12 protein-coding genes and 1 pseudogene are annotated in these 17767 nt (G+C 65.3%); all 13 read right to left on the minus strand.

What is annotated here, in order from left to right; translation table 11 throughout:
• Positions 1–6 precede the first annotated feature (6 nt).
• The 13 genes and pseudogenes from ACVIGB_RS21980 to ACVIGB_RS22040 all read right to left on the minus strand — a co-directional run bounded on the left by ACVIGB_RS21980 (position 7) and on the right by ACVIGB_RS22040 (position 17750).
• Positions 7–1146 carry an ABC transporter ATP-binding protein gene (locus ACVIGB_RS21980; protein ID WP_456721078.1) on the minus strand — a complete coding sequence of 380 codons (1140 nt, stop codon included), beginning with the start codon at positions 1144–1146 and terminating at the stop codon, positions 7–9.
• Entirely contained in the window at positions 1143–2687 is a 1545-nt protein-coding gene (gene glpD / locus ACVIGB_RS21985) for a glycerol-3-phosphate dehydrogenase (protein WP_456721077.1), read from the minus strand. Before glpD ends, ACVIGB_RS21980 begins: the two co-directional genes overlap by 4 nt.
• 356 nt (positions 2688–3043) lie before the next feature.
• Complete coding sequence (locus tag ACVIGB_RS21990) at positions 3044–3874, minus strand: DeoR/GlpR family DNA-binding transcription regulator (protein ID WP_092124510.1); 831 nt, start codon at positions 3872–3874, stop codon at positions 3044–3046.
• 199 nt (positions 3875–4073) lie between these two features.
• Positions 4074–4748 (minus strand): HAD family hydrolase, encoded by a 675-nt coding sequence (locus tag ACVIGB_RS21995; RefSeq protein WP_456721075.1) that lies wholly within the window; start codon positions 4746–4748, stop codon positions 4074–4076.
• 80 nt (positions 4749–4828) lie between these two features.
• Entirely contained in the window at positions 4829–5023 is a 195-nt protein-coding gene (locus ACVIGB_RS22000; RefSeq protein WP_092124508.1) for a hypothetical protein, read from the minus strand.
• Positions 5024–5190: 167 nt separating this feature from the next.
• Positions 5191–5652, minus strand: coding sequence for an acyl-CoA thioesterase (locus tag ACVIGB_RS22005; RefSeq protein ID WP_409334657.1), 462 nt, complete (start codon positions 5650–5652; stop codon positions 5191–5193).
• Positions 5634–7730, minus strand: a complete 2097-nt coding sequence (locus ACVIGB_RS22010; RefSeq protein ID WP_456721074.1) for a 3-hydroxyacyl-CoA dehydrogenase NAD-binding domain-containing protein — start codon at positions 7728–7730, stop codon at positions 5634–5636. Before ACVIGB_RS22010 ends, ACVIGB_RS22005 begins: the two co-directional genes overlap by 19 nt.
• A gap of 2 nt (positions 7731–7732) precedes the next feature.
• The gene (locus tag ACVIGB_RS22015) at positions 7733–9016 is read right to left on the minus strand and encodes an acetyl-CoA C-acetyltransferase (RefSeq protein ID WP_456721073.1); all 1284 of its coding nucleotides are present in this window, start codon (positions 9014–9016) and stop codon (positions 7733–7735) included.
• The gene (locus ACVIGB_RS22020; RefSeq protein WP_456721072.1) at positions 9016–11283 is read right to left on the minus strand and encodes an acyl-CoA dehydrogenase; all 2268 of its coding nucleotides are present in this window, start codon (positions 11281–11283) and stop codon (positions 9016–9018) included. The genes ACVIGB_RS22015 and ACVIGB_RS22020 overlap by 1 nt, the downstream gene beginning before the upstream one ends.
• Before the next feature lie 377 nt (positions 11284–11660).
• A pseudogene (locus ACVIGB_RS22025) lies at positions 11661–12927 on the minus strand (SMP-30/gluconolactonase/LRE family protein).
• Between the two features lie 269 nt (positions 12928–13196).
• Complete coding sequence (locus ACVIGB_RS22030; RefSeq protein WP_141340508.1) at positions 13197–13820, minus strand: flavin reductase family protein; 624 nt, start codon at positions 13818–13820, stop codon at positions 13197–13199.
• A gap of 162 nt (positions 13821–13982) precedes the next feature.
• The gene (locus ACVIGB_RS22035) at positions 13983–14591 is read right to left on the minus strand and encodes a TetR/AcrR family transcriptional regulator (RefSeq protein ID WP_456721070.1); all 609 of its coding nucleotides are present in this window, start codon (positions 14589–14591) and stop codon (positions 13983–13985) included.
• A gap of 21 nt (positions 14592–14612) precedes the next feature.
• Positions 14613–17750: an efflux RND transporter permease subunit gene (locus tag ACVIGB_RS22040; protein WP_456721069.1), complete on the minus strand. Its 3138-nt coding sequence runs from the start codon at positions 17748–17750 to the stop codon at positions 14613–14615.
• Between the last annotated feature and the right edge of the window lie 17 nt (positions 17751–17767).

Consider the following 17767-nt stretch of genomic DNA (forward strand, 5'->3'; position numbering starts at 1 on the left):
TCTCCCTCAATTGCTCTTGCTGGCTGACACGCGTGCCGCAAGCGAACTGCCATACAATTCGCTAGCAAACGCGGTCGCGGGCGACGCGACCAGGCGGTCAGCGGCGTCAAACACAAAGATATTCTCGGGATCGAGCGCGGCCTCGAGCACCTGCCCGGGTTCATATTCGTGCACGCCGTGCAGCACCGCGACCCAGTTCGAATCGTGGACATGAACGTGCACAAAGCTCTCCGACCCGGTGATCTCGGTCACCGTCACGGTGGCGGAGAATTTGTGGCGGCCGGGCACGACGCTCCCGACCTCGAGCTGATGCGCACGGAAGCCGATCTTGTACGTGCCGTCAGGCAGATTGGCGTACAGCCCCACCGCGGGCGCCTGCTCGCCGCCGGCATAGATCACCCGGTCGCCCTTCTTCTCGATGCCGATGATGTTGAGCGGCGGATCGGAGAACACTTGCGCAACCCGCAGCGTGTCGGGATGGCGGTAGACCTTCGGCGTGGCGCCGGTCTGCAGCGCCTGGCCTTCCCACATGCACACCGTGTCGCCGCCGAGCAGCAACGCCTCCGACGGTTCGGTGGTGGCGTAGACGAAGATCGCACCCGATGCCTCGAAGATCCGCGGCAGCTCGGCGCGCAGTTCCTCGCGCAGCTTGTAGTCGAGGTTGGCGAGCGGCTCGTCGAGCAGCACGAGGTCGGCGCCCTTGACCAGCGCGCGCGCAATCGCGGTGCGCTGCTGCTGACCGCCGGAGAGCTGCAGCGGCGTCCGCTTCAGATAGGGCTCGAGCCGCAACAGGCTTGCCGCCTCCGCCACCCGCTGCTCGATCTCGGCCTTCGGCTTGCCCTGCACCCGCAGCGGCGAGGCGATGTTCTCGTAGACCGTCAGCGAGGGATAGTTGATGAACTGCTGATAGACCATCGCCACCGAGCGCTGCCGCACGTCGGCGCCGGTGACGTCCTTGCCGTCGACCAGCACGCGGCCGGTGGTCGGTTTGTCGAGGCCGGCGAGCAGTCGCATGATCGAGGTCTTGCCCGACAGCGTCGGCCCGAGCAGCACGCTGAGCGTGCCACGCTCCAGCGTCAGCGAAACATCGCGGATGGTCTGAATGCCATCCACGGTTCGCGTGACATTCTGCAGGGTAACGCTCATGCCCGTCCTCCCGCTTCGCGGAGGGGACGTTCACCTGACACGCGGTTGGCGACCATCCACTCGTCGAGCGCGGCGATTTCACCCGCCGTCATCCGCAAGCCCAGCTTGGATCGTCGCCAGACGACATCGTCCGCGGTCCGCGCCCATTCGTTCGCCATCAGGTACCGGACTTCACTCTCCGTCAAGGTGGCGCCGAAGGAGCGGCCGAGATCATCAGCCGTTGCTGCATTGCCCAAGACCTTGCTGGCGCGCGTGCCATAGGCGTGGGCGAGACGGTTGGCGTGGGACTGTGCGAGGAACGGATAGTTGCGAACCAGTTCGGCGCTCAGCGCGGCGACCGCGGAGACGTCCATGTCGCCGCCGGGCAGCGGCGCCTTGCCGGTCCAGCCCTCCTGCGCCTTCGCGCCGCGGAGATAGGGCGACAGCCGCTCCAGCGCCTCTTCGGAGAGGCGGCGATAGGTGGTGATCTTGCCGCCATAGATCGACAGCAGCGGCGCACCGCCGGGCGTATCGAGCTCGAAGACGTAGTCGCGGGTCGCGGCCTTGGCTTCGCTCGCACCGTCGTCATAGAGCGGACGCACGCCGGAGTAATTCCAGACCACGTCCTCGGGCTTCACCGGCTTGGCAAGGTATTCGCTGGCGGAGGCGCAGAGATACTCGATCTCCTCACGCGTCGCCTTCACCTCGGCCGGATCGCCGTCATAGTCGCGATCGGTGGTGCCGATCAGCGAGAAATCGTTCTGGTAGGGAATGACGAAGATGATGCGGCCGTCGGCATTCTGGAAGATGTAGGCGCGGTCGTGGTCGTAGAGTTTCGGCACGACGATATGCGAGCCCTGCACCAGCCGCACCTTGGCCCGCGCGTTGACGCCGACACCGGTGGCGAGCACCTGCTCGACCCAGGGACCGCCGGCGTTGACCAGCACGCGCGCCTTGATCGTGTCGCGCGCGCCGGTGGCGCCGTCCTCGACCGTGACGTGCCAGACGCCGTCGATCTGCCTGATCTCCACCGCGCGGGTGCGGGTGCGAATCTCGGCGCCGCGATCGGCGGCATCGCGCGCGGTCAGCGCCACCAGCCGCGCGTCGTCGACGAAGCAATCGGAATATTCAAAGCCCTTGGTGTAGCGCCCGGGGATCAGGGGCTTGCCGACCACGTCGCGCGTCAAATCGACCGAGCGCGTCGCCGGCAGCAGGTGCCGGCCGCCGATGTGGTCGTAGAGGAAGAGGCCGAGCCGCAGCAGCCAGGCCGGGCGCAGGCCCGAATGGTGCGGCAAAACGAAACGCAGCGGGCGAATGATATGCGGCGCGATCTGCCAGAGGATCTCGCGCTCGATCAGCGCCTCGCGCACCAGACGAAACTCGTAATACTCGAGATAGCGCAGGCCGCCATGCACGAGCTTGGTCGACCAGGACGACGTTCCGCTGGCCAAGTCATTCATTTCACAAAGGAAAACAGAATTGCCCCGGCCCGCCGCATCGCGCGCGATGCCGCAGCCATTAACGCCGCCTCCAATGATGGCGAGGTCGTAAATTCGGTCCAAAGAACGCTTCCCCCGGCAACCGTCTTCGCTTTGACGATTTTACTTTCGGATTGAAGTAGATCACAACCGAAAACGAAAGCAAAGTGAAAATAGGGAACTTTAGCTGGGGATTTTTTGGGCGGATTGATCGCGGCAGGGGCAGCGGGTTCGCGAATTTATCGCCATCACGCCGAACTCTCCTGCTGAACCCGTTACCCCCGCGCAATGGCGTAGCCATTGTCGCTGGAGGTGCGAGCGGAGCGAGCCTCGAAGGGTCGACGGCCACCGGCCGGGCCGCGCACCCTTCGAGGCTCGCTTGCGCTCGCACCTCAGGGTGACGGGTCTGATGATGAACGCTTTGATCAGAGAGTTCGGAATCAAGCGCTGCGCAGCGTCGCGGGTGCGGCGTCGGCGCCGTTGTCGTCGATATCGGCCTGCGGCTTGTCCATCGCGACGACCACCTCGATGCCGCGGCTGTGGCAGATATTGGCGAGGCCTGCGGGCAAGGGCGAATCGGTGACGAAGGTCTGGATCTGGCTCATATGGGCGATCCGCACCGGCGCGCTGCGGCGGAGTTTTGTCGCATCGGACACCAGCATCACGTTGCGCGCGTTGGCGATGATCGCCTGCGCCACCTGTACCTCGCGATAGTCGAAGTCGAGCAGCGCGCCCTCCTCGTCGATCGCGGACGCGCCGATGATCGCGTAATCGACCTTGAACTGGCCGATCAACTGCGTCGCGGTGGAGCCGACCACCGCACCGTCGGCGCGGCGCACCGTGCCGCCGGCCACCACCACCTCGATGCGCGGATGACGGTACAGCAGCATCGCGACGTTGAGGTTGTTGGTGATGACAAGCAGGTCCTCATGCGAGGTCAGCGCGCTGGCGACCTCTTCCGTGGTGGTGCCGATGTTGATGAACAGGGAGCAGCCGTTTGGAATCCGCGCGGCCGCGGCGGCGCCGATCGCCTTCTTCTCCTCGGCGGCGACGAAGCGGCGCGCCTCATAGGCGAGGTTCTCGACGCCCGAGGCGATGATGGCGCCGCCATGGATGCGGGTCAGCGACCGCTCGTCGCAGAGATCGTTGAGGTCCTTGCGGATGGTCTGCGCCGACACCTCGAATCGCTTGGCAAGGTCCTCGACCATGACCCGGCCGAATGCACGTGCGATGTTGAGGATTTCAGTCTGGCGATGGGAGAGTCCGGCCACGGCGGCCCCCTTGAAACGGCGACGGTTGGAGCACGATCTTTTCGGAAAACCGGCTTCCACTTTTCCGGATCGTGCTCTAGCCCATGGTGCGACCGTTCGGCACGGAGGTCAACGAGCAAGCATCGCCGGGGTTAAGGACTGCGTTGCAGCAATGTCGGGCCGGCAACGTCTCGGCACAATACCTCACCAAGCTGTTTCCTCACCACGCCATGGCCGATGCAACCAGGCGAATCAATTCCGGATCATCGAATGCCGCCGCGCTGGCGACGGCGCCGGCCGCGAGCAGATCGGCATGACCGAGCCCGGTTCGCATCCCGATCGTCGCGATGCCCGCCGCAGTCGCGGACTGGATGCCGGAGCGTGAATCCTCGAAGGCGAGCGAAGCCTGCGCCGACGCGCCTGCGAGGCGCAGCCCCTCCAGATACGGCAAGGGATGCGGCTTGCCGTGCGCCAATTCATCGCCGATCACGACAGCCTTGAAACGGTGCGCGATACCCAGCCCCGAGAGCAGCAATTCGGCGTTCGGGCGCGGCGCGTTGGTCACCGCGACCATCGGCACGCCGACGCGATCGGCCCGGTCGAGCAGCGCCATCAATCCCGGCACCGGCACGATCTGGCCGGAGACCAATTCGCGGAAGATCCGCTCCTTCTCGCCGAGGATGCTGGCGCGGCGTTCAGGCGGTTCGTGGGTGAGGAAACGCTCGCCGATCGACGCGTTGGAGAAGCCTTGCAGTTCCTTGCCGAAGCGCGCGTGATCGAAGCTGTGTCCATGCGGGCCGAGCACCTGGTTGAACGCTGCCAGATGCAGCGGATCGGTGTCGGCGAGCGTGCCGTCGATATCGAACAGCAGTGCTCTGCCTTGTGTCTGCGACATCCGAAAAAATTTCCGTGAGTTCGGATGCATCAATACAGACTCTTGCGGCGCGCGCAAACGGCGCGCCGCGTGGCTCCTCATCAGGAGGCCATCTGCAGATCCTGGCCGGTGACAAGCCGTCGCGCCGCGCGCTCGGCCTCGCGTGCGTTGCGGAAGATCTGGCCTTCGAGGGCCTGGAAGCGGTGCGAGGCTGCAAAAAACGCGTAACCACCGGTATCGCGCACCACGATACCCGCGGTCTGTGAACTCACTTCGATGACGTAGCAGTCAGACATTGTCGGCCTCGGTTTGATTCCGCGCCGACAACGGCATCACCGTCTGTTTGTTCCTCAGTTTATTTGCGAAGCGAAGCGCCGCTTTTTGCAATCGAGCGGCGCTCCGGTCTCAGTTTCGACGCGTTTTCTCTTGCGCCGAATCAGCGGCGCTTTTCGCGCGAAAGACGTCAGGTCGAAATCGTCGCACCATCGCGCTGGATCGTTTGCGGACGGCCCTGATCGTCGATCGAGACGTAGGTGAAATTGCCGTCGGTGACGAGGATCGACTGCTGTTCGCGGCGGCGCAGCACCCAGGCTTCGAGATGCACCGTGATCGAGGTGCGGCCGACACGCACGAGATTGGCGTGCACCGAAACGAGATCGCCGACATAGACCGCCTTGCGGAAGTTCATCGCCTCGATCGCGACCGTGACGGTGCGGGACTTCGCCAGCTTGGAAGCGAACACGCCGCCGCCAACGTCCATCTGGCTGAGCAGCCAGCCGCCGAAGATGTCGCCATTGGCGTTGGTGTCGGCCGGCATCGCCAGCGTGCGGATGCAGAGATCGCCCTGCGGCTCGTTGCCGCTGATCGGCGGTGCGTGAACATGCGTTTCAGGCGCTTGGGTGTCGGTCACTTGAAGGTCTCCCAGCCTGCATCGGGTGCGAAACGATCGCCGAATTTCTGCGCCAGCGCGCGCAGCGCGGATACGACAGCCTCGACGCCGCGCGTGCGCGCGTAGTTGAGCGGGCCGCCGCGGAACGGAGCATAGCCGGTGCCGAAGATCATCGCGCCGTCGACCATATCGGGGTCGTCGACGATGCCTTCGCGCAAGGCGGCGATGCAGACATTGGAGATCGGCAGCACCAGCCGATCGATCATCTCGTCGCTCACTTTCGGACCGGTCTCCGGCAGCGGCGCCTTCTCCGCCTTGCCGTCCTTCCAGGTGTAGAAGCCCTTGCCGGTCTTGCGGCCGAGTTCGCCCTTCGCGACCTTCTCGCGCAGCCAGGCCGGCGTCGGCGGCAGGCTGTCGCCGAACTTCGAGCGCAGCATGTCGCCGACATCGAGGCAGATATCGAGGCCGACCTGGTCGGCGAGCTCGATCGGCCCCATCGGCATGCCGAACTCGACGGCGGCCGCGTCGATCAGGCGCTGGTCGGTCTTCTCGTCCAGCATCATCATCGCTTCCAGCATGTAGGGCGTCAGCGCGCGGTTGACGAGGAAGCCCGGCGAGCTCTTCACCGGCAGCGGCAGGCGATCGATGGCGCCGATAAAGGCGCGCGCTTCCCTGAGCATCGCGGCATCGGTGCCGTCATGGCTGACGACCTCGACGAGTTGCAGCCGCGACACCGGGTTGAAGAAATGCAGGCCGAGCAGCCGCTCCGGCCGTGCCAGCGTGGTGCGCAGATCCTGCAGCGGGATGCTCGACGTGTTGGTGGCGAGGATCGCGCCAGCCTTCATCTTCGGTTCAAGCCCGGCATAGACCTTCTGCTTCAGCTCGAGCTTTTCCGGCACCGCCTCGATGATCAGATCGGCATTGCGGACGCCCTCGCCGTCCATGTCGGGGATCAGCCGGTCGAGCGCGTCGCGCTGGTCGATCTCCTTGCGCATGATCTTGCCGAACAGATCCGCGGCGCGCTTCATGGCGCCAGCGATCGGTTCGGCCTTCATGTCGGCGAGCGTTACCCGCATGTCCTGGTTGGCGCACCAGGCCGCGATATCGCCGCCCATCGCGCCGGCACCGATGACATGGACGTGCGCAACCTTGTTGCCGCTGCCGGCCGCCTTCTTCATCTGCTCGCGCAGGAAGAACACGCGGATCAGGTTCTGCGCCGTCGGCGTCACCATCAGATTGGCGAACGAGGCCTTCTCCGCATTCAGCATCGCCGAGCGGTTGCCGGCGTGCTTTTCCCAGAGCTCGATCAGCGCGTAGGGCGCCGGATAATGCTTGCGCGGCGCGGCCTTCTCGGCCTCGCTGCGCATCCGTGAGGCAAGCAAGCCCCTGACCGGACCAAGATTGAGGATCGCGTTGAGCATGCCGGGCTTGGCGCGCTTCAGCCGGCCGAACACCGCATCCTTCACCGCGTTGCGGACGTGGCGCTCTTGGGTGACGGCATCGACCAGGCCGAGCGATCTGGCGCGGCGCGCGTCGATCGTCTTGCCGGTCAGCATCAAGGTCATCGCCTGCATCGGGTTGACCAGCTCGGTGAAGCGCACGGTGCCGCCGAGGCCGGGATGCAGGCCGAGCATCACCTCGGGGAAGCCGAACCTGGCATCGTCGATCGCGATCCGCATCTGGCAGGCCAGCGCGACCTCGAGGCCGCCGCCGAGGCAGAAACCGTGGATGACGGCGACCGAGGGCACGCGCAATGCCTCGAGCCGGTCGATCACCGCATGGGCGCGGCCGATCTCGGTCTCGACCGCCCGCGGGTCGCTGGCGCCGCGAAATTCCTTGACGTCGGCGCCGGCGATGAAGCCGCTCTTTTTCGCGGAGCGCACCACGAGGCCGGTCGGCCGCTGGTTCTCCAGCGCCGCGACAACGGCATCGAGCTCCTCAAGCAGATCGGCGGACAGCGTGTTGGCGCTGGTGCCGGCGCGATCGAACAGCAGCCAGGCAATGCCGTCCTCGTCACGCGTCAGCTTGAAATTCCTGTAGGGGCTGTCGGCGGCCGGGGTCGGCCCGAGCTCGAGCACGCGATCGGCGAGAACGTCCATGATCCGTGAATCCATGATCACACCGTCTCTATCAACATCGCGCCGCCCTGCCCGCCACCGATGCATTCGGTGGCGACGCCGCGCCTGGTGCCGAGCCGCTTCATCGCATTGACCAGATGCAGCACGATGCGGTTGCCGCTGGTGCCGACGGGATGGCCAAGGCTGATCGCGCCGCCGTCGACGTTCAACCGGGCACGGTCGACCTCGCCGGCCGCGCCGTCGAGTCCCAAAATCTCGCGGCAGAATTTGTCGTCGTTCCAGGCGGCGAGACAGCCCAGCACCTGGGTCGCAAAGGCCTCGTTCAGCTCCCAGGTCTCGACGTCCTGCAATGTCATTTCGTTGCGCTTGAGCAGTGCGCTCGCCGACAGCACCGGACCGAGGCCCATGATCGACGGATCGAGCGCCGACCACTGGCTGTCGAGGATGACGGCCCTTGGCGTCAGCCCATGCTTTGCCACCGCAGTCTCGGATGCCAGGATCACCCAGGAGGCGCCGTCGGTGATTTGCGAGGAATTGCCGGCGGTGACCTGGCCCCACGGGCGCTCGAACACCGGCTTCAGCTTTGCCAGGGTCTCGGGTGTCGAGTCCGGGCGAACGCCGTCGTCATGGTCGTAGAACTTGCCGTCGCGGGAGAACGCGGTCTCGACCTCGCCCTTCAGAAAGCCCTGCTTCTGCGCGTTGGCGAGCCGCTGGTGGCTCTCGGCGGCGTAAGCATCGGACTGCGCACGGGTGATGCCGAAGAGATGGCCGACCTTCTCGGCGGTCTGGCCCATGTTCAGTTCAGTGATCGGATCGGTCAGCCCGCGCTCGAGGCCGATGATCGGCTTGAAGTAGCTCGGCTTCACCTTCAGCGCCGCCGCGATCTTGGCTCCTAATCCCTTGGCGCCGGCAAAGCCGGCAAACCAGCGCACGCCCGAATTGGGCCAGACCAGCGGCGCGTGGCTCAGCGCCTCGGCGCCGCCGGCGAGGATCAGGTCGGAGATGCCCTCGCGGATGTAACGGTAGCCGGTATCGATCGACTGCATCCCGGAGCCGCAATTGATCTGCACCGTGAAGGCGACCATCTGCTCGCCCATGCCGAGCCGGAGTGCTGCGACCCGCGCCGGGTTCATCTCGTCGGCAATCACGTTGACGCAGCCGAGGATGACCTGGTCGAAAGCGGTGGGCGCGAAAGGCTGCCGCGCCAGCAATGGCCGGCCGCATTGCACGGCGAGGTCGACCGGGGTGAACGGGCCGGGACCGGAACGCGCCTTCAGGAACGGCGTCCGGCTGCCGTCGACGATAAAGACTGGTCGCGCCATCAGCTCGCCGCCCTCTGCTCACCAAGCTCCTGGAAGAACTGATGCACGTCGGCGGTTTTCTTGTAAATCGGGGACAGCGCCTCGGGCGCAAAATCATCGACCTCGATGACCTTGGCGACGGCCTCATGGGCCGCGGCGAGTTTCTCGCCGTCGGCCTCGGTGATGACGCCTTTCTTGACGGCCTCCTTCCAGTCATGCAGCCGCGCCGCGCGCAGCTGTTTGGCCGCATCCTCGGACTCGGTGACGAGACGGAAGGCCTTTTCCAGTCGCGCGATGCCGCCGTCGTCCTCGACAAAGGCGAGATCCGGCGTCAGGCGGTCGCGTGCCGCCGACGGCGACAGCACGAGTTGTGCGCAGAGATGCACGACTCTATCAGACGGCCCCGTGACGCGCGCGCCGAACGGCTGGATCAGGAATTTCAGCATCCATGCCACCGGGCGGTTGGGCAGATTGGCGAGGATCTCCGCAAAGCGGTTCTCGATGGTCTTGAAGCCGGATGCCATGCACCATTGGAGCGCGGGAAGATCCTCCTTCTGCCGCCCCTCGTCCTGCCAGCGTTTGAGCGCGGCAGACAGCAAGTAAAGCTCGGACAGGATATCGCCGAAGCGCGCGGAGAGCATTTCCTTGCGCTTCAGCGCGCCGCCGAGGGTGAGCAGCGCCATGTCGGCGCACAGCGCGAACGCCGACGCGTAGCGCGAGAGCTGGCGATAGAACTCCGTTGCGTCGCCGGCATCCGGCGCCGGTGCGAACAGGCCAAAGGTCCAGCTGCGGCCCCAGGCGCGGAACATGGTCGCGAAGCTGTGGCCGACATGCTTCCAGAACGCGGTGTCGAACGCAGTCAGGCCCTTGTCGCGATCGCTCTCGCTGAGCGCGTTCATCTCCTGCAACAGATAAGGATGCGCGCGGATTGCGCCCTGCCCGAACACGATCAGGTTGCGGGTCAGGATGTTGGCGCCCTCGACCGTGATGCCGACCGGCACCGAACGGTAGAGCCCGCCGAGATAGTTCTGCGGCCCGTCGATCACGCCCTTGCCGCCATGGATGTCCATGGCGTCGTCGATCGCGATCCGCATCCGCTCGGTGGCGTGCAGCTTCATGATCCCTGAGATGACGGCGGGGTGATGCCCCTCGTTCAGCGCGGCGCAGGTCAGCCGCCGCGCGGCGTCGAGCAGGTAGGCGGTGCCGGCGATGCGCGCCAGCGGCTCCTCGATGCCCTCGAACTTCGAGATCGAGATGCCGAACTGTTCGCGAATGCGGGCATAGGCGCCGGTGGTGCGCGCGGCGTAGGCGGCGCCGGCGGCCGACAGCGACGGCAGCGAGATGCCGCGGCCGGCGGCGAGCGCCGTCATCAGCATCTTCCACCCCTGGCCCAGGCGCTCCTGGCCGCCGATGATGTAGTCGAGCGGAATGAAGACGTCGCGGCCCCAGTTCGGGCCGTTCTGGAACACCTGCATCGCCGGCAGATGGCGCTGGCCGATCGAGACGCCGGGCAGATGGGTCGGGATCAGCGCAACCGTGATGCCGAGCTCTTCCTGATTGCCGACCAGGTGATCGGGATCATAGGCCTTGAAGGCGAGGCCGAGCAGCGTCGCCACCGGCCCCAGCGTGATGTAGCGCTTGTGCCAATTCAGCTTCAGCCCAAGCACCTCGCGGCCTTCGAAATTGCCCTTGCAGATGATGCCGGTGTCGATCATCGAGGCGGCGTCCGAGCCGGCCTCCGGGCTGGTCAGCCCGAAGCAGGGAATGTCCTGGCCCGCGGCCAGGCGCGGCAGCCATTTGTCCTGCTGCTCTTTGGTGCCGAAACGCATCAAGAGCTCGCCCGGCCCGAGCGAGTTCGGCACCATCACGGTGACGGCCGCGGTCAGCGAGCGCGAGGAAATCTTGCGCACCACTTCGGAATGCGCATAAGGCGAGAAGCCGAGGCCGCCGAATTCCTTCGGGATGATCATGCCGAAGAATTTCTTCGCCTTGATGAAGCTCCACACCTCGGGCGGCAGATCGCGCCATTCCCAATTGATCTTCCACTCGTCGAGCATCGCGCAGAGCTCGTCGACCGGACCGTGCAGGAAGGCGTCCTCCTCGTCGGTCAATTTGGCCGGCGCGAACGCCAGCAATTTCGACCAGTCGGGATTGCCGGTGAAGAGATCGGCGTCCCACCAGACGTCGCCGGCTTCCAGCGCCTCGCGCTCGGTGTCCGACATGGTCGGCAGCACGCCACGCGCCCAGGAGAAGATCGGCTTGGAAAGGTAATCGCGGCGGAAGCTCATGGTGGGGTCCTCATGGATCGGCAGCGCGGATGGGTGATGATCCTATCGGAAAGTGCCGTTCACCGGTGAACACTTCGCTGTTCAAATAAAGCGAAATTGACGCGGCCAGGCCGCCGTTTGTTAACGGCAGACCACCCGTTCAGTTCCGAAAGCTGAGCTGCGACAATCAGGTAGCAGGGGTGGTAGCACCGCGAAAGCAGGACGAACCAAGTGCCGGTCTCGCGGCAGGCTCCCCACCTCTCCCGCTTGCGGGGGAGGTCGCCGCGCATCAGCGCGGCGGGTGGGGGCCCTCTCCACGATACGACTCGCGGAGAGAGCCCCCACCCCAACCCTCCCCCGCAAGCGGGAGAGGGAGCGCAGTCTCCCACGCGGATACTTTACGCCGGCCCCGCGCCCTGGGTCGCGGTATAGACCGCATAGAGCGACTGGCTTGCGGCCATGAAGAGGCGATTGCGCTTGGGGCCGCCGAAGGTGATGTTGCCGCAGACCTCGGGCAGCCGGATGCGGCCGAGCAGCTTGCCTTCCGGCGACCACACCGTCACGCCGTTGTAACCGACCGCGCGGCCGGCATTGCTCGAGCACCAGACATTGCCGTTGACGTCGCAGCGGATGCCGTCCGGTCCGCACTTCACGCCGTCGATCGTGAAATCGCTGAACCGCTTGCCGTTGGAGAGTTTGTTGTCGGCGCCGACATCGAACACGAAGACGTCCCCCTTGCCGCCGGGGCCGGTGTCGCCCGGTCCCTTGCCGGTCGAGACGACGTAGAGCTTCTTGTAGTCCGGCGAGAAGCAGAGGCCGTTCGGGTCCGGCACCTGGTCCTCGCTCACCACGAGATCGACGCGGCCCGAGGGATCGATGCGATAGCAATTGGTCGGCAGTTCGCGCTTGGCCGGCGCGAAGCCCGCGGGCTGCCCGATCCGCGGGTTGAGCTTGCCGGCCGCGTTGCTCGGGCCACCGGCCGCGTCAGGCTCGCCCTCGTAGAGCTGGCCGCCATAGGGCGGATCGGTGAACCAGTAGCTGCCGTCGGGATGTGCGACGATGTCGTTCGGCGAGTTCAGCCGCTTGCCCTGATAGTTATCGGCCAGCACCGTCGCAGTGCCGTCATTCTCGTAGCGCGTCACCCGGCGGGTGAGATGCTCGCAGGAGAGCTGGCGGCCCTGGAAGTCGAACGAATTGCCGTTCGAGTAGTTCGACGGCGTGCGGAACACGCTGACATGGCCATCATCCTCCGACCAGCGCATCTGCCGGTTGTTCGGGATGTCGCTCCACAGGAGATAGCGGCCCTGCGAGCTCCAGGCCGGGCCCTCCCGCCCACAACAGCCCGGTATGGAGACGTTTGATCGAGGTGTTGGGCTGGGCAAGATCGTCGAAGGACGGATCGACCGCGATGATGTCGGGGTCCCAGAAATAGGTGGTCGGCGCACCGCGCGGACTGAAGTCGCGCGGCGGGCTGGTGATGGTTGTCGGCGGTCCGACCGGCGCGGGCGCGTTCTGGGCCAGCGCGCTGCTGACGCCGGCTGCGGCAGCGGCCGCCCCCACCGCCAATCCCTGGACGAGTGTTCGACGTGAAACGTTCGGATCGCGCCGCTCTTGTTTCTGACCGCTGTGCGCGCCGTTTGGACCGCTCCGCTCCTGGCGTGTCATCGCATCCTCCCACTGTGTTGGCCGGCCGTTGATCCGGCCTGGCGCGCGGGAGGTTAGACCGCTCGCTCTGAGGTTGCGAGTGACGGTTTTTCATCACTGGGCGCCGAAATTTCACATTGTCGTGGTTCCCGCTTCCGTCATTGCGAGGAGCGAAGCGACGAAGCAATCCATCCATCCCTGTGCGGAGAGATGGATTGCTTCGCAGAGCCTGTCATCGGGCGCGCGTTCGCGCGACCCGTTGGCTCGCAATGACGGCTGGACGGACAATATCAATCCGGCCGGATCATCTCGAACATGTTTTCCGGCTTGATCTCGAAATAGTCGCCGCGGCGGCCGGCGCGGACGATCGGGTGGGCGAGACCGGTCTGATAGACGCCGTCCTTGATGAAGGCCTTGTCGATGTGGACGGCGACCACCTCGCCGAGCGTCAGCCAGGCCTCGGCCTTCTTGCCGTCGGCGCCCTGGAGCTGGACGATCTGGCTCACCTTGCATTCGAACGACACCGGGCTCTCGGCGACGCGCGGCACGTTGACGAGCTTGCCGGCGACCTGCGTCAGCCCTGCGAGCCTGAACTCGTCGACATCGCGCGCGACATGCGCCGCGGTCGCATTCATGTGCTTGGCGAGATCCATCGTCGCCAAGTTCCAGACGAACTCGCCGGTGTCCTGGATGTTGGCGACGCTGTCCTTCCAGTTGGTGGAGGAAAAGCCGATGATCGGCGGCACGTAGCAGAAGGCGTTGAAGAAGCTGTAGGGCGCGAGGTTGACGTTGCCGCCCTTGTCGCGCGAGGAGATCCAGCCGATCGGCCGCGGCGCCACGATGGCATTGAACGGGTCGTGCTTCAGGCCGTGGCCATTCTTCGGCTCGTAGAAATGCAGGTCTTTGGCGGTCACGCTGGGCCCCTCTCACGGTAGCCCGGATGGAGCGCAGCGCAATCCGGGACTCGTCTCACACGTGGAAGCATCCCCGGATTGCGCTGCGCTCCATCCGGGCTACGATTTCGCTTCGCTTGCAATGCGGGAAGAGTCAACTGACGAAAACGTCAGTGCCGGCGCTCAATTGGCGGGGATGCGCGGCGACAGGCCGGCGATCACGAAATCGATCATCTGGTCGATGGTCGGGCCCGGCTTGGTCGCGCATTGGGCGATCATCTGCGGATGGAAAAACCGCATCATCGCCGTGCCGGCACACAGCGCGGCGACTTCGAGGTCGTCGACCTCGAACTCGCCCGTCGCCACGCCTTGCGCGATCACCTCGCCGATGGTGTGGCCGATCGTTTCCATATGGGTGACGCAGACCTGCCAATCCTCCTGCATCGCGATCTCGACCATCTCGTGCAACTTGGAATCGTCGACATAGCGCTCGGTATTCATGCGATTGATCGTCTTCATCATTTGGCGCATGCGCGCCGCTGCCGGCCCTTCCGATCGCGCGATGCGCTGGGCCTCAACCTCGACCCCGCCCATCAGGCCGCGCGCCACGCCTTCGTGGATCGCCTTCTTCGAATCGAAGAAGCGATACACGTTGGCGGGGCTCATCCGCAGCTCTTTGGCGATGTCGGCGACCGTGGTCTTCTGGTAGCCGATCTGCCGGAACAAGCGCTCCGCCACCACGAGAATCCGCTCGCGGGTGTCGGTTTCGCTATGTTCCTGGATCAGTGTCATGTTGGCCTGCTCAATCTTCAATTATTCGGCCGCCTCAGCAAGTGGAAATGCGAGTTGCCCCTCACCGGCATGCTGCGGCGCAGTATCGGTTTGCTCGGGGCCGCTCTCATCAAGGGTCTTGCGGAACCAGAGGGCGTAAAGGCCCGGCAGATACAGCAAGGTCAGGAAAGTCGCAACAAACAAACCGCCCATGATGGTGATCGCCATCGGGCCCCAGAACGCCGAGCGCGACAGCGGGATCATGGCGAGGATCGCCGCGAGCGCGGTCAGCACCACCGGCCGGGCGCGCCGGACGGTGGCCTCCACGATCGCCTCGCGCCGGGTCAGGCCGGAGGACACGTCGCTCTCGATCTGATCGACCAGGATGACCGCGTTGCGCATGATCATGCCGGCGAGCGCGATCAGGCCGAGCAGCGCCACGAAGCCGAACGGCTGGTTGGCGACGTTCAGCCCGAGCGAGGCGCCGACGATGCCGAGCGGCGCGGTCAGGAACACCAGCGTCAGGCGCGAGAAGCTCTGCAGCTGGATCATCAAGAGCGTCAGCATCACCATCACCATCACGGGGAAGAGGATGAAGATCGACGCATTGCCCTTGGCGGATTCCTCGAACGCCCCGCCCGGCTCGATCCGGTAGGCCGGCTCGAGATGGGCCTGGATGTCCTTCAGCTTCGGCGAGATCTGGTTGGTGACGTCGGGCGCCTGCACGCCGTCGACGACGTCGGAGCGCACGGTGATCGCCATGTCGCGGTTGCGCCGCCACAGGATCGGCTCCTCATGCGCATATTCGATCTTGGCAATCTGCTGGAGGGGCACCGCTACGCCGTTCCGCGTGGTGATGGTGAGATCGCCGACGCGGCCGAGATCGAATCGCTCGGACGGCACCGCACGGGCGACCACGCCGACCTTCTCGATGCCGTCGCGGATGGTGGTGACCGGCGCGCCCGAGATCAGCATCGCGAGCGCCTGCGAGACGTCCTGCGGGGTCAGGCCGAGCGCGCGCGCCCGATCCTGGTCGACGGCGAGCTTCAGGTAAGGCGACTGCTCGTTCCAGTCGAGCTGGACGTCCTTGACGTTCTTGTTTTGGCGCATCACCTCGCGCACCTGGTAGGCGATGTCGCGCACCTTGTTGGCGTCGGGCCCGATCACGCGGAACTGGACCGGGAAGCCGACCGGCGGACCGAAGTTGAAGCGATCGACCCGGACCCGCGCCTCGTTCAGCGCGCCGTCGGCGGCGGCCTGCTCGATCTTCGCCTTGACGCGCTCGCGCGCCTCGACGTTCTTGGCGAGGATCACGATCTCGGCAAAGGCCTCGTTCGGCAGCTGCGGGTTGAGGCCGAGCCAGAAGCGCGGCGAGCCCTGGCCGACATAGGCAGTATAGGTCTGGATGTCCTGGTCGTCCTTCAGCAGCCCTTCGGCCTGCTTCACCGCCTTTTCAGTCACGTTGAAGGCCGTGCCCTCGGGCAGACGGAGCTGCAGGAACAGCTCGGGCCGCTCCGACAGCGGGAAGAACTGCTGCTGGACGTGGCCGAAGCCTATGATCGAAAGCACGAAGACGCCGACGGTCGCCGCCACCACCTTGATGCGGTGATCGACGCACCACTGCACCACGCTGCGCAGGCCGCGATACATCCGCGTCTCATAGATCGCGTGCGGATCGTGGTTCTGGTGCACCTTGATGTTCGGCAGCAGCTTGACGCCGATATAGGGCGTGAAGATCACCGCGACGAACCAGGAGGCGACCAGCGCGATCGCCACGATCCAGAAAATGCCGCCGGCATATTCGCCGACCGCCGAATTGGCAAAGCCGATGGGGAGGAAGCCGGCGGCTGTGACCAGCGTTCCCGTGAGCATCGGAAACGCGGTGGATTCCCAGGCAAAGGACGCCGCCTTCATGCGGTCCCAGCCCTGTTCCATTTTCACCACCATCATCTCGACCGCGATGATGGCGTCGTCGACCAGGAGGCCGAGCGCAATGATCAGCGCGCCGAGCGTGATGCGGTGCAGGTCGAGCGACATTGCATTCATCACGATGAAGACGATCCCGAGCACCAGCGGCACCGAGAGCGCCACCACGATGCCGGTGCGCCAGCCGAGCGCGACGAAGGAGACGAACAGCACGATCGCGAGCGCCTCGACGAAGGAGTGCACGAACTCGCCGACGGCGTGCTCGACCACCTTGGGCTGATCGGCGATCTGCTGGACGTCAATGCCCTGCGGCACCGCCTTCAGGAACTCTGCGGTCGCCTGCTGGACCTCCTTGCCAAGCTCGAGGATGTTGGCGCCCTTGGCGGTGACGACGCCGATCCCGAGCGCGGGCTTGCCTTCCTGACGCACCCTGAAGCTCGGCGGATCGACATAGCCGTGGCTGACGGTTGCGATATCGCCGAGCCGGAACACGCGGCCGTTGCTCTCGACCGGCGTCTCGGCAACCGCCTTGACGCCGTCAAGCGCGCCGGTGACGCGCAGCGGCACGCGCTGCGACGAGGTCTCGACGGTCCCGGCCGGGGTGACGTTGTTCTGCTTGGCGAGCGAGTCGAACAGCGCCTGCGGCGTGATGCCGAGGGTCGCAAGCTTGGCATGCGAGAACTCGACGAAGATGCGCTCGTCCTGGGTGCCGTAAAGGTCGATCTTGGTGACCCCGGGCACCTTCAGCAGCCGCTGGCGAAAACCTTCCGCGACCTTCTTGAGTTGCGCGTAATCGGCACCGTCGCCGGTCATCATATAGAGGATCGAATCGACGTCGGAGAACTCGTCGTTGACGACGGGCCCGAGAATGCCGGAGGGCAGCTCGCCCTGCACGTCGACCAGCTTCTTGCGGATGAGATAGAAGAGATAAGGCACGTCCTTCGGCGAGGTCGAATCCTTGAAGGAGACCTGCATCGCCGTGAAGCCCGGCTTGGAATAGGTCTGCACCTTGTCGAAGAACGGCAGCTCCTGCAGCTTCTTCTCGATCGGATCGGCGACCTGCATCTGCATTTCCTGCGAGGTCGCGCCCGGCCACATCACCGAGACGTTCACCACCTTGACGGTGAAGAACGGATCCTCGGCGCGGCCGAGCTTCTCGTAGGAGAAGAAGCCGGCGGCGCCGAGGATGATCATTAGGAACAGCACCAGCGTCGGATGGCTGACCGCCCAGGCCGAAAGGTTGAAGCGCTTCATGTCAGTCTCCAAATCCC

The organism is Bradyrhizobium sp. USDA 4341 (assembly GCF_054063755.1).

Coding starts and splice junctions, on each gene's coding strand:
- ACVIGB_RS22040 (WP_456721069.1), bottom strand. CDS start 17,750: ATGAAGCGCTTCAACCTTTCGGCCTGGGCGGTCAGCCATCCGACGCTG.
- ACVIGB_RS22000 (WP_092124508.1), bottom strand. CDS start 5,023: ATGTCTGACTGCTACGTCATCGAAGTGAGTTCACAGACCGCGGGTATC.
- ACVIGB_RS22015 (WP_456721073.1), bottom strand. CDS start 9,016: ATGGCGCGACCAGTCTTTATCGTCGACGGCAGCCGGACGCCGTTCCTG.
- ACVIGB_RS22035 (WP_456721070.1), bottom strand. CDS start 14,591: ATGACACTGATCCAGGAACATAGCGAAACCGACACCCGCGAGCGGATT.
- ACVIGB_RS22010 (WP_456721074.1), bottom strand. CDS start 7,730: ATGGATTCACGGATCATGGACGTTCTCGCCGATCGCGTGCTCGAGCTC.
- ACVIGB_RS22020 (WP_456721072.1), bottom strand. CDS start 11,283: ATGAGCTTCCGCCGCGATTACCTTTCCAAGCCGATCTTCTCCTGGGCG.
- ACVIGB_RS21980 (WP_456721078.1), bottom strand. CDS start 1,146: ATGAGCGTTACCCTGCAGAATGTCACGCGAACCGTGGATGGCATTCAG.
- ACVIGB_RS21995 (WP_456721075.1), bottom strand. CDS start 4,748: ATGTCGCAGACACAAGGCAGAGCACTGCTGTTCGATATCGACGGCACG.